This window comes from Neorhizobium sp. AL 9.2.2, from assembly GCF_013317225.1.
Taxonomy (GTDB): domain Bacteria; phylum Pseudomonadota; class Alphaproteobacteria; order Rhizobiales; family Rhizobiaceae; genus Neorhizobium; species Neorhizobium soli.
On sequence record NZ_JAALXU010000003.1, the window covers coordinates 361,938 to 382,290 of the forward strand.

The 20,353-nt window shown below is 62.5% G+C and carries 20 protein-coding genes and 1 riboswitch; of the genes, 7 read left to right on the forward strand and 13 right to left on the reverse strand.

Features of this window, described 5'->3' with window-relative positions:
* Window positions 1-108: 108 nt before the first annotated feature.
* The gene (locus G6K99_RS08470) at window positions 109-2,670 is read left to right on the forward strand and encodes an FAD-dependent oxidoreductase (protein ID WP_174196286.1); all 2,562 of its coding nucleotides are present in this window, start codon (window positions 109-111) and stop codon (window positions 2,668-2,670) included.
* 74 nt (window positions 2,671-2,744) lie between these two features.
* Here the strand turns inward: G6K99_RS08470 and ftsZ are convergent, their stop codons facing one another.
* On the reverse strand, window positions 2,745-3,740 hold the full coding sequence (gene ftsZ / locus G6K99_RS08475) for a cell division protein FtsZ (RefSeq protein ID WP_062455086.1): 996 nt from the start codon (window positions 3,738-3,740) through the stop codon (window positions 2,745-2,747).
* A gap of 293 nt (window positions 3,741-4,033) precedes the next feature.
* A riboswitch (cobalamin riboswitch) is annotated at window positions 4,034-4,229 on the forward strand.
* 129 nt (window positions 4,230-4,358) lie between these two features.
* On the opposite strand from ftsZ, the gene G6K99_RS08480 reads away from it, so the two are divergent.
* The 3 genes from G6K99_RS08480 to G6K99_RS08490 all read left to right on the forward strand — a co-directional run bounded on the left by G6K99_RS08480 (window position 4,359) and on the right by G6K99_RS08490 (window position 7,261).
* The gene (locus G6K99_RS08480) at window positions 4,359-5,366 is read left to right on the forward strand and encodes an ABC transporter substrate-binding protein (RefSeq protein WP_174196287.1); all 1,008 of its coding nucleotides are present in this window, start codon (window positions 4,359-4,361) and stop codon (window positions 5,364-5,366) included.
* An 81-nt stretch (window positions 5,367-5,447) separates the two neighbouring features.
* Window positions 5,448-6,479, forward strand: coding sequence for an iron chelate uptake ABC transporter family permease subunit (locus tag G6K99_RS08485; protein ID WP_174196288.1), 1,032 nt, complete (start codon window positions 5,448-5,450; stop codon window positions 6,477-6,479).
* Window positions 6,476-7,261: an ABC transporter ATP-binding protein gene (locus G6K99_RS08490; protein ID WP_174196289.1), complete on the forward strand. Its 786-nt coding sequence runs from the start codon at window positions 6,476-6,478 to the stop codon at window positions 7,259-7,261. The genes G6K99_RS08485 and G6K99_RS08490 overlap by 4 nt, the downstream gene beginning before the upstream one ends.
* Before the next feature lie 6 nt (window positions 7,262-7,267).
* On the opposite strand, the gene G6K99_RS08495 is transcribed toward G6K99_RS08490, so the two are convergent.
* From G6K99_RS08495 to G6K99_RS08530, 8 genes are read right to left on the reverse strand one after another with little or no spacing between them, the layout of a single operon-like run.
* Window positions 7,268-8,128: a tetrahydrofolate dehydrogenase/cyclohydrolase catalytic domain-containing protein gene (locus G6K99_RS08495; RefSeq protein WP_202048827.1), complete on the reverse strand. Its 861-nt coding sequence runs from the start codon at window positions 8,126-8,128 to the stop codon at window positions 7,268-7,270.
* Window positions 8,129-8,130: 2 nt separating this feature from the next.
* Window positions 8,131-9,303 carry a hypothetical protein gene (locus G6K99_RS08500; protein WP_174196291.1) on the reverse strand — a complete coding sequence of 391 codons (1,173 nt, stop codon included), beginning with the start codon at window positions 9,301-9,303 and terminating at the stop codon, window positions 8,131-8,133.
* Between the two features lie 47 nt (window positions 9,304-9,350).
* Complete coding sequence (locus G6K99_RS08505; RefSeq protein WP_062582561.1) at window positions 9,351-10,235, reverse strand: ABC transporter permease; 885 nt, start codon at window positions 10,233-10,235, stop codon at window positions 9,351-9,353.
* A gap of 5 nt (window positions 10,236-10,240) precedes the next feature.
* Window positions 10,241-11,041 carry an ABC transporter ATP-binding protein gene (locus G6K99_RS08510; protein ID WP_174196292.1) on the reverse strand — a complete coding sequence of 267 codons (801 nt, stop codon included), beginning with the start codon at window positions 11,039-11,041 and terminating at the stop codon, window positions 10,241-10,243.
* Between the two features lie 21 nt (window positions 11,042-11,062).
* The gene (locus G6K99_RS08515; RefSeq protein ID WP_062582563.1) at window positions 11,063-11,644 is read right to left on the reverse strand and encodes an NAD(P)H-dependent oxidoreductase; all 582 of its coding nucleotides are present in this window, start codon (window positions 11,642-11,644) and stop codon (window positions 11,063-11,065) included.
* A 16-nt stretch (window positions 11,645-11,660) separates the two neighbouring features.
* The gene (locus tag G6K99_RS08520; RefSeq protein ID WP_371816146.1) at window positions 11,661-13,052 is read right to left on the reverse strand and encodes an FAD-binding oxidoreductase; all 1,392 of its coding nucleotides are present in this window, start codon (window positions 13,050-13,052) and stop codon (window positions 11,661-11,663) included.
* Entirely contained in the window at window positions 13,049-14,344 is a 1,296-nt protein-coding gene (locus G6K99_RS08525; protein WP_174196293.1) for an amidohydrolase family protein, read from the reverse strand. Before G6K99_RS08525 ends, G6K99_RS08520 begins: the two co-directional genes overlap by 4 nt.
* Entirely contained in the window at window positions 14,341-15,141 is an 801-nt protein-coding gene (locus G6K99_RS08530) for a creatininase family protein (RefSeq protein ID WP_174196294.1), read from the reverse strand. Before G6K99_RS08530 ends, G6K99_RS08525 begins: the two co-directional genes overlap by 4 nt.
* A gap of 131 nt (window positions 15,142-15,272) precedes the next feature.
* On the opposite strand from G6K99_RS08530, the gene G6K99_RS08535 reads away from it, so the two are divergent.
* The 3 genes from G6K99_RS08535 (at window position 15,273) to G6K99_RS08545 (ending at window position 17,611) form a co-directional block, all read left to right on the forward strand.
* Window positions 15,273-16,037, forward strand: a complete 765-nt coding sequence (locus G6K99_RS08535; protein WP_174196295.1) for an IclR family transcriptional regulator — start codon at window positions 15,273-15,275, stop codon at window positions 16,035-16,037.
* Between the two features lie 9 nt (window positions 16,038-16,046).
* On the forward strand, window positions 16,047-16,874 hold the full coding sequence (locus G6K99_RS08540) for a bifunctional 5,10-methylenetetrahydrofolate dehydrogenase/5,10-methenyltetrahydrofolate cyclohydrolase (protein ID WP_174196296.1): 828 nt from the start codon (window positions 16,047-16,049) through the stop codon (window positions 16,872-16,874).
* Window positions 16,875-16,984: 110 nt separating this feature from the next.
* Window positions 16,985-17,611 (forward strand): nuclear transport factor 2 family protein, encoded by a 627-nt coding sequence (locus G6K99_RS08545; protein ID WP_180215468.1) that lies wholly within the window; start codon window positions 16,985-16,987, stop codon window positions 17,609-17,611.
* Between the two features lie 57 nt (window positions 17,612-17,668).
* On the opposite strand, the gene G6K99_RS08550 is transcribed toward G6K99_RS08545, so the two are convergent.
* The 4 genes from G6K99_RS08550 to G6K99_RS08565 all read right to left on the reverse strand — a co-directional run bounded on the left by G6K99_RS08550 (window position 17,669) and on the right by G6K99_RS08565 (window position 20,345).
* Complete coding sequence (locus tag G6K99_RS08550) at window positions 17,669-18,436, reverse strand: 2-keto-4-pentenoate hydratase (RefSeq protein ID WP_174196297.1); 768 nt, start codon at window positions 18,434-18,436, stop codon at window positions 17,669-17,671.
* A 206-nt stretch (window positions 18,437-18,642) separates the two neighbouring features.
* Entirely contained in the window at window positions 18,643-18,972 is a 330-nt protein-coding gene (locus tag G6K99_RS08555; RefSeq protein WP_174196298.1) for a hypothetical protein, read from the reverse strand.
* A 9-nt stretch (window positions 18,973-18,981) separates the two neighbouring features.
* A complete protein-coding gene (locus tag G6K99_RS08560; protein ID WP_062455111.1) occupies window positions 18,982-19,689 on the reverse strand; it encodes a glycosyltransferase family 2 protein in 708 nt (235 codons plus the stop codon).
* On the reverse strand, window positions 19,686-20,345 hold the full coding sequence (locus G6K99_RS08565) for an HAD family phosphatase (RefSeq protein WP_174196299.1): 660 nt from the start codon (window positions 20,343-20,345) through the stop codon (window positions 19,686-19,688). Before G6K99_RS08565 ends, G6K99_RS08560 begins: the two co-directional genes overlap by 4 nt.
* Window positions 20,346-20,353 lie beyond the last annotated feature (8 nt).

Genomic DNA, 20,353 nt, shown 5'->3' on the forward strand with positions numbered 1-20,353 from the left:
ACCTCTTCGGGCGTGCGTGGCGCTGCAACAGTTTTTGATGTCGTAATCTGAGGTGACCTGTCGCGTCTGTCCCTCTAGTATCGCGGCTTCACTCGGTTGGGGCATGCAATGGCAGAATTTCCGCAAAAGGCTAAGGTCGTCATCATCGGGCTCGGTGGCATCGTCGGTGCGTCGATCGCGCATCACCTTGTCGAGCGCGGCTGGGACGATATCGTCGGCATCGACAAGTCTGGGGTCCCGACCGATATCGGGTCGACCGCGCATGCCTCGGACTTCTGCTACACGACCAGCCATGACTACCTGTCGGTCTGGACCACCCAGTATTCGGTGGATTTCTACGAGAAGATGGGGCACTACGCCCGCATCGGCGGTCTCGAAGTCGCGCGCACCGGCGACGATGCCTGGATGGAAGAGATCAAGCGCAAGCTGACCTCTGCCAAGGCCTTCGGCACCCGGGCGCATTACGTCTCGCCGTCCGAGATCAAGGCGATGTTCCCGCTGATCGAGGAAGATCAGGTGCAGGGCGGTCTGTTTGATCCAGATGCCGGTCTCGTCATTCCGCGCTCGCAGACAGTCGCCGGCAAGCTGGTGGACGCCGCCGAAAAAGCCGGAAAGCTCAAGGTATTCGGCAATACGGCGGCGCAGTCTCTGATTATCGAGGGCGGCCGCATCAAGGGCGTCGTCACCCACCGCGGCACGATCATGGCCGACCATGTCGTCGTCTGCGCCGGCATCTGGGGCCGGCTGATTGCCGAAATGGCGGGCGAGGATCTGCCGGTCATGCCGGTCGATCATCCGCTGACCTTTTTCGGGCCCTATAACGAGTTCGAAGGCACCGGCAAGGAAATCGGCTATCCGCTTTTGCGCGACCAGGGCAATTCGGCCTATATGCGCGACACCGGCGATCCGAAGACGACCGAGGGTGGTCAGATCGAGTGGGGTTACTACGAGACCACCCATCCGCGCCTCTGTCATCCCCGCGACATTCTTGAAAAGCACGAAGCGCGGCTGTCGCCGTCGCAGCGCGATCTCGACATGGAACAGATCATCGAGCCGCTGGAAAAGGCGATCGAGCTGACGCCGATCCTCGGCGAACTCGGCTATAACGAAGGGCATTCGTTCAACGGCCTCTTGCAGGTGTCGGCCGGCGGCGGTGCCTCCTGCGGCGAAAGCCAGAAGGTGCGCGGGCTCTGGTACTGCGTTGCCATCTGGGTCAAGGACGGCCCGGCCTATGGCAAGCTGATCGCCGACTGGATGACCGACGGCCGCACCGAGATCGACCACAACTCCATTGATTACGCGCGCTTCTATCCGCATCAGCTGACGGAAGAGTTCATCGAGGGGCGCACCTTTGAGGCGGCCCAGAAGATCTATTTCCCGGCCGTTCATCCGCGCGAACCCTATGCGACGGGCCGCGGCGCCAAGCGTTCGCCGTTCCACGACCGCGAACAGGAACTCGGCGGTTACTTCATGGAACTCGGCGGCTGGGAGCGTGCCCACGGTTACGCCGCCAACGAGCATCTGCTGGAGAAATACGGCGACCGGGTTCCGACGCGCGAAAACGAGTGGGACAGCCGCCACTTCTGGCGCGTGTCGAATGCCGAGCATCTGGCGATGAGCGAGGATTGCGGCATCGTCAACCTCTCGCATTTCCACATGGTCGATATCGAGGGGCCCGACCATGTCGAGCTGCTCGAATGGCTGTGTGCGGCCAAGATCGGTGGCGACGGCAATATCGGCAAGGGTATCTACACCCACTTCCTCGACGACGAGGGCATGGTGCGGGCAGATTTCACCGTCTTCCGTCTGGCTGACCGCGGCCGTCTCGTCAACGGCGCCGATGCCGGCCCGCGGGACCTGCTCTACATGAAGCGTGTCGCGCAGGATCGTGGCCTCGACGTCACCATCACCGATGTCTCGGAACAGTTCATCACCATCGGCATCTGGGGCCCGAACGCGCGCGAGACGCTGAAGAAGGTCGTGGCCGACCCCGATGGTCTTAATGTCGAGAACTTCGCCTTCGCCGCGATCAAGCCTATCGAGATCGCCGGCAAGCATGTCACGGCATTCCGCATCTCCTATGTGGGCGAGCAGGGCTGGGAACTGCATATGAAATACGAAGACGGCGTTGCCGTCTGGGACGCGCTGCGCGCCACCGGCGTGATGGCCTTCGGCGTCGAGACCTATGCCAACTCACGCCGCATGGAAAAGAGCCTGCGCCTGCAGAACGGCGATCTCCTGACCCAGTACAACCTGATCGAAGCGGATCTTGCCCGTCCAAAGGTCAAGGAAGCCCATTTTTGCGGCAAGGCGAAGCATCTCGAATACAAGGCCCGCGACCATCAGCCGGCGATGCTCTGCACGCTCTTGATGACCGACAATGTCGATGCGTCCGGTGTCGCCCGCTATCCGGTCGGCTCGCTGCCGGTGATGGATCCTGACACGGGCGAGGTTCTAATCGACGACCTTGGACGGCGTTCCTATACGACCTCGATCGCCTACGGCCCGACCATCGGCAAGAATATCGCGCTCGCCTATCTGCCTTGGTCGCATTGCCAGGTCGGCCGGAAACTGACGGTGGATTATTTCAACGAGGCGTTCCCGGTGGAAGTCGCAGCGGTTGGTTACAAGCCGCTCTACGATCCTGAGAACCTCAAGCCGAGAAGCTGATTTCTTCGGATCCGACAAACAAAAAACGCTCCGCGGATGTCCACGGAGCGTTTTTTTATTGGCTGAGACTGGTCTTAGTACTGCGCAGTCGGGGATGAAGACCCCTGCTGGTTGCCGTTGAGGCCAGTTGCGACGACCGACACGCGGAACTTGCCGTCGAGGTTCTTGTCGAAGATCGCGCCGACGACGATGTCGGCCTCGGCTTCGACTTCGTCACGGATGCGGCTCGCAGCTTCATCGACTTCGAACAGTGTCATGTCGGTACCGCCTGAGATCGAGATGAGCACGCCCTTGGCGCCCTTCATCGAGATGTCGTCGAGCAGCGGATTGGCGATTGCAGCTTCGGCGGCGATCAGCGCGCGGCCATCGCCGGATGCTTCGCCGGTTCCCATCATCGCACGACCCATGCCCTTCATCACCGATTTCACGTCGGCGAAGTCGAGGTTGATCAGGCCTTCCTTGACAATCAGGTCGGTGATGCAGCTGACGCCCGAAAACAGCACGCGGTCCGCGATCATGAACGCGTCGGCAAAGCTGGTCTTGGCGTCGGCAATGCGAAACAGGTTCTGGTTCGGAATGACGATGACCGTATCGGCGGCTTCACGCAGGGCTTCGATACCCTCGTTGGCCGTCTTCATGCGGCGGTGTCCTTCGAACGAGAAGGGTTTTGTGACAACCGCGACCGTCAGGATGCCGGCAGAGCGTGCCGCGCGTGCAATCGCTGGCGCAGCGCCGGTTCCGGTTCCGCCGCCCATGCCGGCCGTGACGAAGCACATATGCGATCCGGCGAGATGATCCATGATTTCGTCGATCGATTCTTCGGCGGCCGCGCGGCCGATATCCGGCAGCGAGCCAGCACCGAGACCTTCGGTCACCTGAGCACCCAGCTGGATGCGGCGCGACGCCTTGGATGTCGCCAGAACCTGGGCATCCGTATTGGCGGCGATGAATTCCACGCCGTGGAGATTTTCCGTGATCATGTTGTTGATCGCGTTACCGCCACCGCCTCCGACACCGATCACGGTTATCTGCGGTTTCAATTCGGTCAAGCCGCTCTTAATATCCGTCATCTTCGTCTCCTTCAGCTCCTTCCGGTCGTCCCATACCAGAAGGACGGCGAATCGCCCCGCAGGCTATCTGTCCGCAAGGTCATAGACCAGAGCGCTGTCAGGCCAAAGAGGCAGGAGTAGGGTGAGGGCGATGTCATCGCAATTTAATGTACAGCATCCCTGAATTGAGCGCCTCACGAAGGTCGTGACCAATCCAAAATAGACCGTTGCGTAAATTGGTATGTTATACTATTACACTCGGCAACGGCAGAGATCGCGCGGGGATCGCTCTGGACAAGCACCGGCGTGTTCCCTATCAGTTGGGGCGCTACGGTTCTGCAATCGCAGATGAAAAGGGAATGCGGTGAGGCTTTCGGGCCAAGTCCGCGACTGCCCTCGCAACTGTAAGCGGCGAGCCAGCCATCGATACCACTGATCATCCGATCGGGAAGGCGATGGAAGGCGTTCGAGCCGCAAGTCAGGAGACCTGCCGTGGCATGGACAACCAACACCGGACGAGGGGTTCCGGCAGGGAGATGATTATGACGCAAGCAATGCGCTCGTGCGCCATTTTGACGTCGAGCCGCGATGCGGCTTCAGGTCGTCCTGCCCTTTTTTCCGATCATTAAAGGACAGGACATGAAATCAGGGCTTATCGCCGCCTTAGTTGCGGCACTTCCCACATTCGCCTTTGCCGCACCGACCAGCTACCCGCTGACGATCGAGAATTGCGGTCGCTCCGTCACGTTCGAGAACGCGCCCCAGAAGATCGTTTCGATCGGTCAGGGCATGACCGAAGTGCTTTATTCGCTCGGGTTGGCCGACAAGGTGGCGGGCACCGCGGTCTGGGTCGGGCCGGTGCTTTCGCCCTATGCCGGGGTGGATGCGAAGATCAAACGGCTTGCCGACAACGACCCAAGCTTTGAATCGGTCGTTAGTCTCGAACCGGATCTGGTCGCTGCCGAGTTCGAGTGGCATGTCGGGCCGATGGGATCCGTCGGCAAGCGTGAGCAGTTTTCCGATCTCGGCATCAACACCTACGTCTCGCCCGCCGATTGCGTCGCCAAGACCAATGTCGATGGCGGGGACGGCGTTCGCAACGAACTGTTCAAGATGGACCTGATCTACCGCGAGATTACCGAGCTTTCGAAGATCTTCGATGTCGAGGACAAGGGTGCCGCCCTCATCGCAGACCTGAAACAGCGCGAAGCCGCAGCCGTCGCATCGATCAAGGGCGTTGAGCTAAAGAACCTGCCGATCGTCTTCTGGTATTCCAGCAAGGAAACCAAGGGCGATGCCTTTATAGCCGGCAAGAACAGCGCACCGGCTTATATCCTTGAGACGATCGGCGCCCGCAATGTGGTGACGACGGAAGAAGAATGGCCGCTGGTCGGCTGGGAAACGATTGCTGAGGCCAACCCCTCCGTCATCGTCGTCGCCACCATGGACCGTCGCCGCTATGCCGCGGATGATCCTGCCGTGAAGATCAAGTTTCTCGAGACTGATCCCGTCGTCCGCCAGCTGGATGCGGTGAGAAAGAAGCGTTTCGTGATGATGGACGCCCAGTCGATGAACCCGACGATCCGCACGATCGAGGGCATCGAGACGCTCGCCCGGGGCATCCAGTCCTTCGGCCTTGCGAATTAGGGTGCGGCGGGAGATGATATCTTTCCCTGTTTCCGCCATCGTCGATGAGCCGAATTTGCCCGACCTGCCCAGGCGCCCCAAGTGACGCGATCCCGTATCGGACGCTGGGCGCTGGGTGCCGCAGGCGTGTTCCTGGTGCTCTCAGCGCTTCTCGTCGCCATCGTTGCCGGGGTGGCGATCGGTGAGATGACCATTCCCATGGAGACGACGATTGCGGCGGTGACGAACCGGCTCGGCTTTACGGCCGTGGCCTTGCCGCGCATTCAGGAAGCGGTGATCTGGGATTATCGCCTGTCGCGCTCACTTGTCGCGGCATTTTGCGGCGCCGGGCTGGCGCTGTCGGGGGCGATCCTGCAGTCGCTGCTGCGGAACTCGCTGGCCGAACCCTATGTTCTCGGCATTTCGGCTGGAGCATCGACCGGTGCGGTCAGCGTCATGCTGCTCGGGTTTGGCGCGGGCGCGATCTCGCTTTCCGCCGGAGCCTTTGTCGGCGCGCTGATCGCCTTTGTCTTCGTGGTGATGCTGTCGAGCGGACGCCAGACGGCGGACCGGACCATTCTGGCCGGCGTTGCCGCCTCGCAATTGTTCAATGCGCTGACCTCCTACATCGTCTCGACGTCTGCCAATGCCGAACAGGCGCGCAGCGTGATGTTCTGGCTGCTCGGCAGCCTTGCCGGCGTCCGCTGGCCGGAGGTGACGCTCGCCGCATCGGTGGTGACCGTCGGGCTCATCGTCTGCATCTGGCATGCGCGGGCGCTCGACGCGTTTACCTTCGGCGAGGATGCGGCGCGGTCGCTCGGCATCGCGGTCCGACGGGTCCGCGTGGTGCTGCTGCTCGTCACGGCGCTGATGACAGCGACGATCGTCAGCATGGTGGGGGCGATCGGCTTTGTCGGGCTGGTCATTCCGCATGCGGCCCGGTTTATCGTCGGTCCCGGCCATATCCGGCTTCTGCCTGCCTGTGCGCTGATCGGTGCGTTGTTCATGGTGCTCGCCGATATCGTCTCGCGCATCGTCATCGCACCGCAGATCCTGCCGATCGGGGTGGTGACGGCGCTGGTCGGCGTTCCCTTTTTCTGCCTCATTCTCTACCGGGCAAGGAGGGTCGCATGACATCCGACCCCGTCTCCGCCCCGGTCTTGGCCGCCAGTGCGGTCCGCTGGCTTGCCGGGCGCAAGGTGATCGTCGATGGCGTCACGGTTTCGGTTGACCAAGGCCGGACGCTCGGGCTGATCGGACCCAACGGTTCCGGCAAGTCGTCGCTGATCCGGCTGCTTGCGGGTCTCAGGCCACCCGCCGCCGGCAATGTCACGCTGGATGGAAAGCCGATGAGCGGTTTCGCACGGCGCGAGCTTGCGCGCCGGGTTTCGGTGGTCGAACAGCATTCGGCAACCGAGGCGAATGTCACGGTCATCGATGTCGTCCGGCTTGGACGCACGCCATACCGGTCGGCTCTGTCGCCGTGGACGCAGGAGGACGACCGGATCGTGACCGAGGCTCTGGTGCGGGTCGGGCTGGATGATCGGCGCGAGCAGTTCTGGCATACGCTGTCGGGGGGAGAGCGTCAGCGCGTGCAGCTGGCCCGGGCGCTGGCACAGTCGCCGTCGGTGCTGATCCTCGACGAACCGACCAACCATCTCGACATTCAGCACCAGATCGACATCCTGCGGCTGGTCTCCGAGCTGCCGCTAACGACAGTCGTCGCGATCCACGATCTCAACCTCGCCGCCCGGTTCTGCGATGTGATCGCAGTGCTTTCGGAGGGACGGCTGGTCGCCTGCGGTTCGCCTACCGACATTCTGACCGAGCAGATGATCGCCGACGTGTTCGGCGTTGAAGCCCATATCTCGACATCGCCGCATCACGGGCGGCTGCATATCCAGTTCCTGATGTGAGCCAGTCTAGGCGGCGGCGATCTGCAGCAGGTTGCGCAAGAGCATCGCACGGGTGAGCGCGCCGACCGAACCCTGCGGCGGCGTTACCCAACCTGCGACCTCAGCGACATCGGCGGCCACGTCCGAGACCATCGAACCTTCTGCGCCGTAGCTGATGCCGACGCCGACGACGGCGGCACCGGGCTTGACCATGTCTGCAGTGACGAAACCGGGCTGGCCGAGGGCGGCGATGACGATGTCGGCGCGCCTGATGTCCTCGGCGATATCCCGAGAGCCGCTATGTAGAAGCGTCACCGTCGCATCGATTCCCTTGGCCGACAAAAGCACGGTAAGCGGTCGCCCGACGAGCTGGCCGCGGCCGATGATGGCGACCCCCCGGCCGGCGAGCGGAACGGCATTGTCCTGCAAAAGCGCAAGGATCGCGGCCGGGGTGCAGGGCAGGAGGCCCGGCTTTCCCGCCAGGAGCAACCCGAGATTTTGCGGATGCAGGCCATCGATATCCTTGGCCGGCGACACGGCGGTCATCACCTTCGTCTCGTCGATGTCAGCCGGCAGCGGCAGTTGCACCATCTGGCCGTGGATGGCGGGGTCGGCATTGACGGCGGCAATCTGCTCGAGCAGGGCTTCGGTGGTCGTGTCGGAGGGCAGGCGCAGGTCGATCGCCTCGATGCCCACCTCGACGCAGTCGGCATGCTTGCGGCCGATATAGGTGGCGCTGGCCGGATCGTCTCCCACCAGCACCGTCACCATCTTCGGCGCAATGCCGCGCGCGCGAAGACCGGCAACCTCTGCTGCCATCTCGCGCCTCAGCCGGGCGGCGAGGGCTTCGCCGTCCAGCAGTGTTGCGGGCGTTCTTGGCGTGGTCACGCTCATTTCAGCCCGATCGAGGGATCGATGAAGCGGTTGGTGACGACCTGATCCGGCTTCACATCCGGGTCGGCGCGCTCGTCGAAACGCGGCTTGACCAGTTTGAGCATCTCGGCGACGCGGTCCATGTCGAAATCGCCGATCGTCGCGTTGGGGCCGTTGCCGATAATGCCGGTGTCGACCATCGTCTTTGCGGCATAGGCCATCAGTTCGGGCGCCGTCTTCCACCAGCTGGCGGCATGACCGGCAGTGTTGAAGTCGACGATCACCTTGTTTGCCTCGGCCGGATCCTTGGCGTAGTCGGCGGTCGCCTGCTGCAGAAGCGGCACGAGCTTTGCCAGGCACGGCGCCAGCTCCTCCATCCTCGCTGTCGCGACGGACAGCATGCCGGTGTAGTTGCGATAGCCGAGGTCGTTCATGTTGAGGTAGCCGATCGGCTTGCCCCAGTTGTTGCCGTGCTCGAACTTGTAGACTTCGCTGGTGACAAAACCCTGGTTCAGCCATGTGCCGTTGTTGGTGACGAAATTCTCGCCGTCGCCGCGATATCCCTCGACGAACACATCTGAGGGAATACCCTGCTCGACGAGGTAGAGACCGAAGGTGCGCTTGATCGTCGAGACGTAGATCTTGCCCTTGCCGCTCTCCGCGAAGGTCTTGAGATCGACGATCGACTTGAAACCGTCAGGATAGGTAGCCTTGTCCCACAGGAGAACCGTCGGCGCGATATCGAGCGGCGCCATGACGCCGACCACGGGGAAGCGCTTAGAGAAGATGAAGGCGTTGTCCAGTTCCTGATAGCCGAGATGCGGTGTGACGCCGGCCTTGGAATTGCCCATGTAGAGCGCCGAATAGGCGGTCTCGCCATCGCCCATGCCAAGCCCGCCGCCACCTTCGAGGATGGTGAGCTCGATGCCGGTCGAGCCGAGCGGGCCGGTATATTGTCCCGACGTCATCTCTCCGCCCGAGCCGATCAGCTGATAGAGGGGACCTTGCTCGGCCTGGGCCAGCCAGTCCTTCTGGATGATGAACGGGCTGGGGCAGACATCGGCGAGCGGCGTCGTGTAGCGGGTCTTGGCGAACTCGCCGGCAGTCGCACTGTTTGCTGTAGACAGAGCCGTTGCGAACGTGGCGATCGCCACGGCGGTGGTCAGTCTGGCAGTCAGCTTTTTTGTCATTTTCGTTCCCCTGATTGCTTTTTTTCTAGGTCATTTCAGCGGCGGTGTCAGCGTTGCCTGTCGCTCGATTCGTGCCAATGCGCAAACAGCCGGTTCCCGAGCCAGTTGAAGGTCAGGTAGACGGTGATCGACAGGGCGGAGGCGACGATCAGTGCGGCATACATCTGCTCGTATTTGAAATCGATCTTGGCGTTCATCAGCAGCTGACCGAGACCTCCCTTGCCGGACAGGAAGAACAGTTCCGAGACGATCGCGGCGATGACGGCGAGACTTCCGGAAATCCGCAGGCCCGCAAACAGGGTCGGCGCGGCAGATGGCAGCGCCGCCTTGCGCAGCATCACCCACCAGGAGGCATTCTGCAGCTTGAAAAGTTCGAGAATGTTGCGGTCGACGCTTTTGAGGCCGAGCAGCAGCGTCGTTGGAATGGCGAAGAAGGTGAAGAGCGCGACGATTAGCACCTTGGGCAGAAAGCCGAAGCCGAGGGCGCTCTGGATCAGCGGAATGATCGCCATGATCGGGATCGACTGCAGCGCCACGAGATAGGGGAAGACGGCTTTTTCCAGCGCATAGACGCGGAACATGACGATGCCGAGCATGATGCCGACGGGAATCGAGACGGCAAGTCCCGTGATGGCGATGGAGATCGTGGTCAGCGCCCGCATCAGCAGCTCAGAGCGGAAGGCTGCAATGCCGAATGCCTGGCTCCACAGGCCCTCCGCACTCGGCATCAGGAACTGGCGATGCGCTGGAAGGTCGGCCCGGATCAGGGCGTAGGCTGCGACGATCAGGATGCCGAGGATGAGAGGCGGTGCGAAGCTTAAGACGAGGCGGCGGCCGACGCTTGGTGCCGGTGCAAGCGGGACGGGGCTGTAGCGCTCGACCTGCGCCTTCAGCGGCGTCGATTTGTAAGCGGCGACAATAGGATCCGACATGGCGCTCAGGCCTCTATGGCATGGCGAAGGGCACGCGATACCGCTCCGCACAGTTTCGAGAATTCCGGCTCGTAACGCAGGTCCGGCTGGCGCGGGAAGGGAAAGCCGATGTCGAACGTATCGATGATGCGGCCGGGCCGGCGCGACATCACCACGACCTTGCTCGACATGTAGACGGCCTCGGGAATGGAGTGGGTGACGAAGATGCCGGTGAAACCTTCGCGGCAGTGGAGGTCGATTACCTCGTCGTTCAGGCGTTCGCGGGTGATCTCGTCGAGCGCGCCGAACGGTTCGTCGAACATGAAGACGTTGGGATTGAGCGCGAGCGACCGTGCCAGCGAGGCGCGCATCCGCATGCCGCCGGAAAGCCTGCGCGGATAATGGGCCTCGAAACCGGAAAGGCCGACAAGCTCGATCTTTTCCTTCGCGATTTCGCGGCGCTTCGCGGCCGGGTAACCGCGCAGCTCCATCAGCAGTTCGACATTCCCCTGCACACGGCGCCAGGGCAGCAGGGTCGCATCCTGGAACGTGTAGCCGAGCTGTTGGCGATCGACCCAGACATCGCCGGAACTGTGGCTCGACAGGCCGCTCGCGATCCGCAGCAGCGTCGATTTTCCGCAGCCGGACGGGCCGACGATCGACACGAACTCCCCATGGCCGATAGCAAGGTCGACATCGGAGAGCGCTTCCGTTCCATCCGGGAAGGTCATCGAGACCTTTTCGAACACCACGGCATTGCCGCCGGGCAGGGGCGGGTGGGATAGTGCTCCTTCGGAGGTCGCGGTGACTGTCGGCGATCCCGTCATGACAAATCCCCTTTTCTCATCTCAAAACCGCAGCATGGACGTGCGGACCTGCTCGATGAAGGCCTCCGTGCGCTCATTGGTGACGTTGTTGATATCGTAGAGCGCGTGATATTTCACCTTGACCCGCGGATTGCAGACGACGCGCAGGAAGCGGGTGGCGTTGCGGCGTGGCGGATCGCCGAGAACCATCGCACGCCAGCGTTTCGAGCCGTAGGTGGTGACGGTTGCGAGCTTGCGGATATTGGTGAGGCCCGGCGAAAGCTGCCCGTCCTGCAGCTTGAACGACACGTCGGGCAGGAAGACCCGGTCGAAATAGCCCTTGAGGATCGCCGGCCAGCCGAAATTCCAGACCGGATGGCAAAGAACCAGCGCATCGCAGGACATCAGCCGGTCGACATAGGGCGCGACGCGGCTGCGGTTGATGGAAAGGTCGTGATAGTCGCGCCGATCCTCGGCCGACAGAACCGGATCGAACCCTTCGGCGTAAAGATCCAGATCATCCACCGTATGCCCGGCCTCGAGCAGGCTTGCCACGACCGTATCGTGCAGACGCGAGGCGAGGCTTTCCTTCAGCGGGTGGGCGTAAATGACATGTACCTTCATCGGTCCATAATTCTCGTTATCGGTTGAAAAGGAAGATGCGGCCTGGAGCGGGGACCCAGTCAGGATGCGTCCAGGCGATCATCTTGCCGGGGTTGAGCAGGCCCTTGGGATCCGTCTGGCGCTTGAATTCGAGCTGGGCCGGATCTGTGCGTTTCATGCCGCCTTCTTCGAGCGTTACCCGGTGCGGGTTGAACACCGTGACGCCCAGCCGTGTTTCCAGGATCTCGACCACCTCTTCGAGCCGCTCGGCGCTCTCGTATCGCAGCAGCGGCATGGCGACGGCGGCGACCTTGCCGGAAAACCGGGTGAATTCGAAATGCAGGATCAGCTCGTCGCCGAATGTCTCGGCGATGCGGTCGATCGCGCCATAGAGATCGTCCTGCGGCAGCATCATCTGCAGGTAGGTGATCGACGGATCGATCTTGATCGCCCGAAGCGTCGTGTGGTTCCAGGCGAGCTCATAGGCTGGCGGCAGGCGCATGCCGGCACCATCCCGGTCGGCGCGGAAGCGGATGACGGCGCCGGCGGTATCGTCGACTGCGGTCACTAGCGTATCGAGATCCTGCCTTGCAACCATGACCGCAATCAGGGCCTCGCCGGATTGCAAAAAAGGCGCGTGCCGGGTGAAATACCGATCGGGAATGGCGCTTTCGAAGGTAGAGAGCATACGCAGGCTGATCGCGTCATCCTCACCGAGACGAAAGGCAAGACGGTTCGCGGAGGCAAAATCGGGTGCGCCGATCAGCACGTCGACCCAGTCTCCGGCCGGGTCGACCGGGATCTCGATCTCGGTGATGACGCCGTTGACGCCGTAGGCGTGTGCCGCCTTGGCAATGTCGTCGCCGACAAGGTCGATGACGCGGGGCTCTGCCTCCATCGTCACGAGACGCAGGCGGCGGATATTGGCGGGATTGCGCAGGCCGCCCCAGCGGATGGAGCCGACACCGCTCGATCCGCCGGCGATGAAACCGCCGAGCGTCGCAGTTGCCGTGGTGGACGGAAACAGGCGGATTTCCAGGCCCTTTTCACGCGCCGCCTGTTCAAGATCAGCCATGACGGCGCCGGCTTGGGCAACGAGATGATCGTTGCCGATGCGAACGACCCCGTTCATGTGTTTCATATGGAGGACGACGCCGCCCTGTAGCGGCATGGACTGGCCGTAGTTGCCGGTGCCGGCGCCTCTCACGGTAACCGGCACGTTGCAGCGGTGGCAGATCGAAAGGATCTCGATCACCTCGGCTTCGCTGCGGGGAGCAACCACCAGATCGCCGCAGACGTCTTGCAAAAGATCCTTCAGGACCGGGCTGTACCAGTAGAAATCCCGGCTTTTCTGCTGCACCGTGCGCGGATTGTCGTCGATGTCGAACCGGGCGAGAGCTGCCCGGCAGGCTTCCAGATCTGCAGTCACGCGCGCCTCCGTTCGATACCTGCCGCTTCGGCAGTCTCGATGCCCAAGGGTTTGCCGTTGCGCAAAACAGTGCGGGCGGTGTTCGTGCGGGAGAAGAGGTCGGTCCAGCCGGTCGCTTCGAAAATGATGGCATCCGCCGGTCCGCCGGCGCGGATCATGCCGGCGTTCTCGAGACCCACGGCGGCCGCCGGTCCAGAATGGCAGGCGGTGGCCCAGCCGGCGGGATCGCCTTCGAGCTGGCCGAGGAACTGCGCCTGGCGCATCACATCCAGCATGTCGAAATCGCCGTAGGGGTAGAATGCGTCCTGCACATTGTCCGACGCGAAGGCGACGTTGACGCCGGCGGCGCGCAGTTCGGTGACCGGGGCAAGGCCGCGCAGACGCGGCGTGCGGCCGGGTTTGCGGTCCTGCAGGAAGCCGTTGGTGAGCGGCAGCGCGACGACATGGATGCCGGCTTCGGCAATGCCGGCGATCAGGGCCTGCGCTTCGGGTTCGTGCTTTTGGGCAAGCGCGCAACAATGTCCGGCGACGATGCGCCCGGCAAACTTGTGCCGCAGGGCCGTTTCGACGACGAGCGAAAGGCCGTCAGCGGATGCGTCCGTCGTTTCGTCCACGTGAAGATCGAGGTCGAGCCCGTGTCTTGCTGCTGCCAGAAACAGCCTGTCGATCCGCTCCGGCGTGGCGCTGCCCGGTCCGATAAAGGCGCCGAGCACGCCGTCGCGCTTCGCGATTTGCGCGCAGCGTCGATCGAAACCGTCCTGCTCCACCCGAAACAATGCCATCAGGGCGACCGCCTGCAGGGTCAGACGGTGCTTCCAGGCGGACTGGATTTTGCCAAAGGCGATCCAGGCGGGGCTGGCATCCGGTTCCTCAAACGTATCGAGATGGGTGCGCAGCGCGACCGTGCCATGCTGTTCGGCCCTAGTGAGTGCGCGGTCCATACGCTGCACGATATCCTCGACGGTCCGGTTGGGCGCATCGGCCATCGCCAGTTCGACAGCTCCGGCAAGGCCGTTGTCGGAAAACCCGGTTCGCTCTGAAGTGAAAGCCTTGTCGAGATGGACGTGCATGTCGATGAAGCCGGGCAAAGCGAGGCGTCCCTGCGCATCCCACTCGCGCTCGCTTGAGCTTGGCGCATGAAAACGACCGTCGCGGATCGTGACGTCGAAGGTGACGAGGCCGCTTCTGCTGTCTGCTGCGTGGTGGGGAAGGCCATCGACCAGCGGCGCGGGTGCGCGAAGATTGCGGATGGTAAGTGGGGCTTCGCCGAAGGGCAGCATAACGGCGCTCATAGTGGTTGTGTCCCGATGGCTGCCATGCCCGGATGCGCTGCGACCTCGTCCAGAAGTTTAGCGTAACGGGCTGCCGCATGGGCAACGATGGCGGCGCCGATCTCAGGCGTTGCGGATGCGGCATCGCCGGCGACTCCTGCCGGGTGCAGATCCTCCGCGACCCAGCCGACGCTGATCGGGCCGAGCAGGCGAAGGACGTCGTTGTTCTCGGCGACGGCTGCCGAGGCCGGCACGAAATTGCGGGCTTCGTTCATGTCGACCAGATCCGGCCGGAAATGCAGCATGGCCGCGGTTTCGACCAGTCCGCCATGGATGCCGTCGCGCTGTTCGAGCGCCGAGACGAGGCCCGGCGGAAAGCCCATCGAGATCCATCCTGCCGACACCACGAACAGCTCCGTTTCCAGCCGCAGGCTACGCGCGGCGATCTGCAGGACTGGCACGTTGCCGCCATGGGCATTCAGAAACACCAGCTTGCGGAAGCCGGCGCGGGCAACGCTGTGGCCGATCTGGGTGAGGGTTGCCAGAAGCGTTGCGGCATCGAGCGTCAGCGTTCCGGGAAAGGACAGATGCTCGTCGGATTTGGCGTAAGCGATGGTCGGGAGGATGTAGACGTCGGCATCTTCGACACGCTGGGCCGCCTCGATCGCCATACGTTCGGCAAGGATGCTGTCGGTGGCAAGCGGCAGGTGCGGGCCGTGTTGTTCCGTCGCGCCAACGGGCAGGACCGCGACAGCGCGACCTGTGTCGATCGCTGCGAAATCGGTGGTCTTGAGGTCTTGCCAAAACTGAAACGACATGGTTTGTTCGCTTATCGAGCAATTGTTCGCTAAATCGTAACTTATGTCGCCGGTTCGTCAAGGTGAAAAATGTTGCGGTGCGGAAAAGATAGGCAGATCGGGGCTGAAGCTCTGATCTGGAAGGAGCGCCGGTGCTGGATGAAAACGACAAGGAAGTCTCGCTGACCTTCGCCAAGGGGCTTGCGGTCCTGCTTGCTTTCGATGCGAAGGATCGCGCCATCACGATCACCGAGATCGCCGACAAGGTCCAGCTCAACCGCGCCGTTGCACGGCGGCTGGTGCGGACGCTGGAACAGCTCGGCTATCTCGCCTGCGATCGCGGCCGCTACGAGCTGACCCCGCATGTGCTGCGGCTGAGCCAGGGTTTCATCGAGGGCCGGGGCATTCCGCAGATCATCCAGCCGGTGCTGCGCAATGCGGCGCAGGAGGTCGGCGAATCCGTCTCCTATGCGATGCTGGACGAGACGGATGCCGTTTATGTCGCCCATGCTTTCCTACCGTCGAAATTCACGCTCAACCGGGTCACGACAGGCACGCGGGTGCCGTTGCTGCCGACAGCTTCGGGGCGTGCGATCCTCGCATTCCTCGATACCGTCCGGCTCGATGCGATCCTCGATAGTGCCGCCTTCTCAGCCCATACCGACCAGACCGAGACCCACCGGGATCGTCTGGAGGAGGCGCTAAAACAGATCCGCAAGCGCGGCTACGCGCTGACCGACAGCGAATATGTGAGCGGTGTCGCGTCGCTCGCGGCGCCCGTGTTTCACCCCGGCATCGGCGAGGTCGTCGGTGCCGTGTCGATCATCTTCGAGCATGGACAGTATGACGAGGCGGCGCTGGCCGATATGGCGGCACGGCTGAAGGTCTGCGCCGGGCAGATCGCCTCCACACTCTAGGGAAATCACATGCTTGAGATCGTCACCGGGTTCGAAATTGCAGCCGGGATCAATGCCGAAACGCGCCGGCGCATTTCGGCAAGCGGCCGCTCGGTTCGCTGCGTCGTGCTGCTCGATGACAGCAATCCAGGCATGGCCGCGTATACCCGTCGGCAGCAGGCCTCCGCGGAGGAAGTCGGCATAGATCTGCAGCTCGAAGCCTATCCGTCGGATGTCGGCGCGCTGACGGCGCGGCTGGAAACGCTGGCAGCGCTGGATGAGATCGATGCAGTCGCGACGCTCTATCCGTTGCCGGCGGGCATGGATGCGCGCACTGCTGCGCTTCTGATTGGGTCGGACAAGGACGTGGACGGGCTGCATCCGCTCAACGCGGGTGATCTCGCGCTCGGTGCTATGACGCGCCCGTCGGCGACGGCGAAGGCTTGTCTCTTGATGGCGCAGGCGCTGGACGGTTCGCTCAGGGGACGCGAGATCGTGCTGGTCGGAGCATCGCGCATCGTCGCTCGTCCACTCGCCAATATGCTGCTGGATGCGGAGGCGACCGTGACGATCGCGCATGCGGCGACCCGGGATCTGGCGGCTCATACGCGCCGCGCCGATATCGTCGTGACGGCTGCGGGCGTTGCCGGGCTGATCGGTTCCGACCATCTGAGCGATGGCGCGATCGTGCTTGACGTCTCGATCAATCGCGGCCCTAACGGACTTGTCGGGGATGTCGATCTCGACGCGGTTGCTGGGCGCAACGTCACGGTGACGCATGTGCCGGATGGCGTCGGTCCGGTCACCACGGCCTGCCTGATGCGCAATGTCGCAGATGCGGCGCTCGGATCGTCTTGATGGAAATCAGCAAGATCTCGACACGGTGATATTGCACTGCACCAGAATTTACGCTTTTCTACTCATATCCGAACACAAGTTCGATAAACGAACAAACCGGGGAACTCGTAATGACCTTCCATCTGCGCACTTTCGTGCTCAAAACTCTCTCCGCCGCTCTCCTTGTCGCCTCCGTCGGCTCGGCTCAAGCCGCGGACATCCGTCCCGGTGTGACCTACGCGGGCACGCCGTCCACTGATCCCGCGCGTGCCGCCATGGAGAACCTGGTCTTCGACCTCGCCTCCGCCTGGGCGTCCTGCAATCGCGAGCTGATGACGAATGCCGTTACGGAGGACGTGGCGTTCTCCTACCCGACCAGCAGCATCACCGGTCGCGACAAGATGCTGGCCGACCTCGATACGTTCTGCAAGGCGGCGAAGGATACCAGCATCTACCTTCCGGAAGACGCGTTCTTCATCGATACGACGACCGGCCGGATCGCGGTCGAGCTGCAGTTCCGCACGTTTCAGCGCGGCAACCGCCAGGTCGTCAATGATGTCTGGATCGCCCACGTGAAGGACGGCAAGATTTCGGTGATCAAGGAATATCTCGACGGAAGGGTGAAGGATCTGCAGGCGCTCGGCGTGCTGCAGCTCGAGGAAAGCCCGAAGACGCTGACGCCATGGCCGGCGCGCACCGAACAGTGGAAGGGTTGCTTCCCGATCGTGAAGGCAGCACCGGTCAACACCTGCCCGTAGTCCTCACGTCGTGAAGGCAGCACGCGAGCCTTGGGGTCGCGTGCTGCAGATTTCCGGTTATGCCGAGAGCAGGACGCTCATCTGATAACCGCCTTCGAGTTCCACGACCACGCGTCCGGCGCCGGGCAGCGGCATCGCGCCCGAGAGCGCACCTGTTGTCACTGCCATGCCTGCGGTGAGGGATGTCGCCGGGCGTGTGGCGTCATTGGCATAGGCGACCAGCCAGGCGAGCACGTCTCCGACTGGATGGGCCACTGGTCCGTCATAGACCGGGCTGCTGTCGTGGGTGACCTTGAGGACAAGCCCACCAACCGTGTCGATCAGCGTCTTCGGAACCTTCGGGCCGAGCGCATAGCCGCCATTGCCGATGCGATCGGCGAGGTAGAGCGGGAAGGAAACGCTGCCACCTTCCTCGACTGCGGTGACAAGCAGTTCCGAGCCGAGATAGGCATCCGCCACCGCGTCCAGCACTTCCGCCCTCGTATAGGCTTCGGATCTCACCGGCAGATCCGCGCCGAGCTTGACGGCGATCTCGACCTCGAACCGTGTGCCGGGGGAATAGGGAAGCTTCGCTTCGCTGGTCGTTTCCACGTAAGGGAACAGCGGCGCGATCACCGGCTGCTTGTCCGTCGACATCGCGACTTTGATCATCTTCGCGCTGGCGCCGATCCTCTGTGCCACGGCGTTCTGTGCCGCCATGCCGGCGCTCAGATCCTGGGGCAGGGCAAAGCTTGCGGACGGCGCCTTGCGGCCTTCGTTACGCAGCGTGATCAGGCTCTCGGCCAGCGTTTCTGGATTGAACGCCTGGGTTGAGAGTTCGGCCATGAATGTCTCCGATCGAATGATTTGCGGCTGAGCTTTTTTGGGCTCTCGCCAGCGTTTCGCTGTGGTTCAGCGGGGTGGAGATCGTCGCGAACGCAGAGCCGTCCGTCAAGGCTTTGCGGGCAATATCCCGGCCCGGCGCGCAGGTATCCGTTCAGCAGGCCGACTTAACCTGCTGATATCGTTCGTTGAGAGGACAGGATTCTTGGTCAGTCGACGAGATACTTGTCGTTCTTCGCGCTCGGTATCTTCACCACTGTCAGCGTCGCGTCCGTCAGCGCTTCGAACGCGTTGACCGTGCCGGGCTCGATGACGATCAGGCTGCCTTCGCCCCATTCCCTGTCCAGCATGCGGACACGGCCGGAGACGACGAGCGTGATTTCCCGGGCGATCTTGTGGTAGTGGCGGGCATCGCGATCGCCCGCCTTGTAGCTCTTGACGCCCACTTCGAACGCGTCGGTCTTGACGACGCTCGGATCGAAATCGCCGACGAACCAGCCGCCGATCATGTTGTCGAGATTATAGGACGGTTCGCACATCTTAACCTCTCAGATCGACAGTTCGCTCAGCTGGCGGTCCGATTTGATCGGATGATAGTCCTTCGCGTCGATCGGGTAGACGCCGATCTTCTTGTCCTCGAGAACGAGCTCGTTATAGACCGGGCAGACATAGAACATGTCGTTGTGCCGGGCATCCTTGCGGATCGCGGCCTTGGCTGCCTTGACGAAATCGGACCCTTTGCGGAAGTAGTAAAAGCCCGCCGTCGCGTTGTCGCTGATCGGGTGCTTTTCGGCTGCCTCGACCACCATCTGGCGCTCGTCGAGCCGGACGAACGAGTAGCGCGGGTGGACCGACCGGAAGGTGACGGTGCCGCCATCGAGCTGGCGCCGGCTGAAATCGGCGATGATGGTTTCCATCGGAACGGTCAGGAATTCGTCGCCGTTGAGGATCAGAAGCGGTGTGTCGTTGTCGATGCTGCCGGCGGCCAGCAGCGCGGTGCAGGCAGCACCCTGGGTCTTGTCCTTGACGGCAACGATCTCGGCGGTCGGATCGATCAGCCGGACGACGTCGTCGAGATGATAGCGGCGCAGTTCCTTTTCCTGCATCGCGATGATCACCCGGTGGCCGGTGATCCGCGCGCATTGTTCTAGCAGGCGCTGCACCAGCGGCATGCCGTCCACCTCGACCAGCGGGGTCGGGAAGCTGTCTGCGGAAAGGATGCGGGGCTCGCCCGCCATGAGGATCAGGATGTTCATGCGACCACCTGCAATGCCGGAAGCTCGAACGATGCCTGCAGCTTGTCGATAGACTTGCAGATCGACTGGTAGTTCACCTCGGACACGTCGTTGACGACCATGACATGGGCACCGGAGGCACGGGCTGCCCGGATTCCGTGGTCGTTGTCTTCAACGATCAGGCATTCTTCAGGTGAGAGGCCAAGGATGCCGATGGCCTTCAGGTAGATTTCCGGGCTGGGTTTGCCGACGCTCACGTCTTCGTTGCTGAGCTGGAATTCCAGGTAGTCCTCAAGGCCCGCCTTCGCCATCATCAGGTTAACGGTGCTGCGGATGGAGTTCGAGGCCACGCCGAGACGGTAGCCTTCGCCGCGCAGGCGAGCTAGGGCATACTGCTGGCGAAACACCGGCTTGCACTTGGTATGGATCAGCTCGGTCGTGTAGCGCTGCTTCATCTCGTTGACGAAGCCGTGCAGGGATTCCGGAAGGCCGCGGGTGGCGGTCAGCATTTGCAGCTTGGTGCGCGTGGGCAGGCCGTCGAACGTGGTCAGGTGCTCGTGCAGCGGAATGGTGAAGCCGAACAGTTCCAGCGCGCGGTTCAGCGCTTCGTAATGCCATTCGCGGGCATCGATCAGCACGCCATCCATGTCGAAAATTACAGCCTTAATCATCGTCATCAAACCTC

Coding starts and splice junctions, on each gene's coding strand:
- G6K99_RS08470 (WP_174196286.1), top strand. CDS start 109: ATGGCAGAATTTCCGCAAAAGGCTAAGGTCGTCATCATCGGGCTCGGT.
- ftsZ (WP_062455086.1), bottom strand. CDS start 3,740: ATGACGGATATTAAGAGCGGCTTGACCGAATTGAAACCGCAGATAACC.
- G6K99_RS08480 (WP_174196287.1), top strand. CDS start 4,359: ATGAAATCAGGGCTTATCGCCGCCTTAGTTGCGGCACTTCCCACATTC.
- G6K99_RS08490 (WP_174196289.1), top strand. CDS start 6,476: ATGACATCCGACCCCGTCTCCGCCCCGGTCTTGGCCGCCAGTGCGGTC.
- G6K99_RS08500 (WP_174196291.1), bottom strand. CDS start 9,303: ATGACAAAAAAGCTGACTGCCAGACTGACCACCGCCGTGGCGATCGCC.
- G6K99_RS08505 (WP_062582561.1), bottom strand. CDS start 10,235: ATGTCGGATCCTATTGTCGCCGCTTACAAATCGACGCCGCTGAAGGCG.
- G6K99_RS08510 (WP_174196292.1), bottom strand. CDS start 11,041: ATGACGGGATCGCCGACAGTCACCGCGACCTCCGAAGGAGCACTATCC.
- G6K99_RS08515 (WP_062582563.1), bottom strand. CDS start 11,644: ATGAAGGTACATGTCATTTACGCCCACCCGCTGAAGGAAAGCCTCGCC.
- G6K99_RS08525 (WP_174196293.1), bottom strand. CDS start 14,344: ATGAGCGCCGTTATGCTGCCCTTCGGCGAAGCCCCACTTACCATCCGC.
- G6K99_RS08530 (WP_174196294.1), bottom strand. CDS start 15,141: ATGTCGTTTCAGTTTTGGCAAGACCTCAAGACCACCGATTTCGCAGCG.
- G6K99_RS08540 (WP_174196296.1), top strand. CDS start 16,047: ATGCTTGAGATCGTCACCGGGTTCGAAATTGCAGCCGGGATCAATGCC.
- G6K99_RS08545 (WP_180215468.1), top strand. CDS start 16,985: ATGACCTTCCATCTGCGCACTTTCGTGCTCAAAACTCTCTCCGCCGCT.
- G6K99_RS08550 (WP_174196297.1), bottom strand. CDS start 18,436: ATGGCCGAACTCTCAACCCAGGCGTTCAATCCAGAAACGCTGGCCGAG.
- G6K99_RS08555 (WP_174196298.1), bottom strand. CDS start 18,972: ATGTGCGAACCGTCCTATAATCTCGACAACATGATCGGCGGCTGGTTC.
- G6K99_RS08560 (WP_062455111.1), bottom strand. CDS start 19,689: ATGAACATCCTGATCCTCATGGCGGGCGAGCCCCGCATCCTTTCCGCA.
- G6K99_RS08565 (WP_174196299.1), bottom strand. CDS start 20,345: ATGACGATGATTAAGGCTGTAATTTTCGACATGGATGGCGTGCTGATC.